A 1,055-nucleotide genomic window follows, 5' to 3' on the forward strand; every position below is an offset into this window, starting at 1 on the left:
TAGCTGTGCAAAATTCACCGCATCGGTGCTTTCAGTACCCGTTGCCACTCCAGTTATCTTTTTACCTCCAGCATCAACACCTCCGGTGGTTATTTTCGGACCATTGGCAATCACTAAGCCTGTTGCGTCTAAGGTACTGCTTCCTGCATTTACTTTATTGACTGCGATTTCCTTAGCTAGATCAAATTTTATATTATTGTCATCTTTGCCTTTGCTAATTTGAAGATTTTCACTTGCCGCTGATAAATCGATCTTGCTCTCTATACCAATAGTTGTAGCATCTGCACCACCAACAGACAGCTGCCAACCTTTATCTACGTAATCTTGTAATGACTTTATCTGCGCAACATTTACTGCATCAGTCAGTTCAGAACCAGCTGCTACCCCTATAATTTGTCGCGTTCCCTTCTCGCTGAGATTACCAACACTCATGGCACCATAAACACTCTTCCATTGAATGTCAGTACCTGTTGCATTCGCTTTCTTATTAGGAGAATAGCCAAAAACACCTTTAGCCCTATCGGCCACAGAATTGTAACCTAGCGCAATACCGCCCGCTTCTTTCACTTCTGCCCATGCACCAACAATGGTGGCAGCAGAAGCGTAGTCTTTCGCGGCGTTGCCAACAATAGTAACACCTTGAAACAGATTATTTTGTGAAAATGTCTTTATGCCGTTACCAATAGCAATAATATTAATGGCATTCGCATTCGGACTGTTTCCTATTTTTATATCATCATTATCTGCATACGTACTCACCCTCCTTGCTAAACGATTAACGCCAGACAGCAAAATATCATCACTATTATCGTCCTCAACAGGCAGCATCCACCCTTTTTTAACAAATGTTTTTGGCAATTTTCGCACAGCAATATTATCCGCACTCATGCTTTTATCGTTAACCGCTATTCTTGTAAGCTGTGGCACTTTCTTATCACCAACATTTCCAACTCGCGCAGAACGGCTACCTTCTGTCAAAACATTTACGATAGGACTCTTATCTCTCTTACCAGAAAGGGTTTTGGTTAAAAAATTTGCGTAATCATCAGAAGCAT

Annotated in this window: 1 pseudogene; it reads right to left on the bottom strand. The window is 41.5% G+C overall.

From position 1 onward, the window contains the following. A pseudogene (locus ACFIK3_RS09600) lies at window positions 1-1,055 on the bottom strand (hypothetical protein); the annotation flags it as partial.

This window comes from Bartonella sp. CB10SXKL, from assembly GCF_042195515.1.
In the GTDB taxonomy this organism is placed as follows: domain Bacteria; phylum Pseudomonadota; class Alphaproteobacteria; order Rhizobiales; family Rhizobiaceae; genus Bartonella.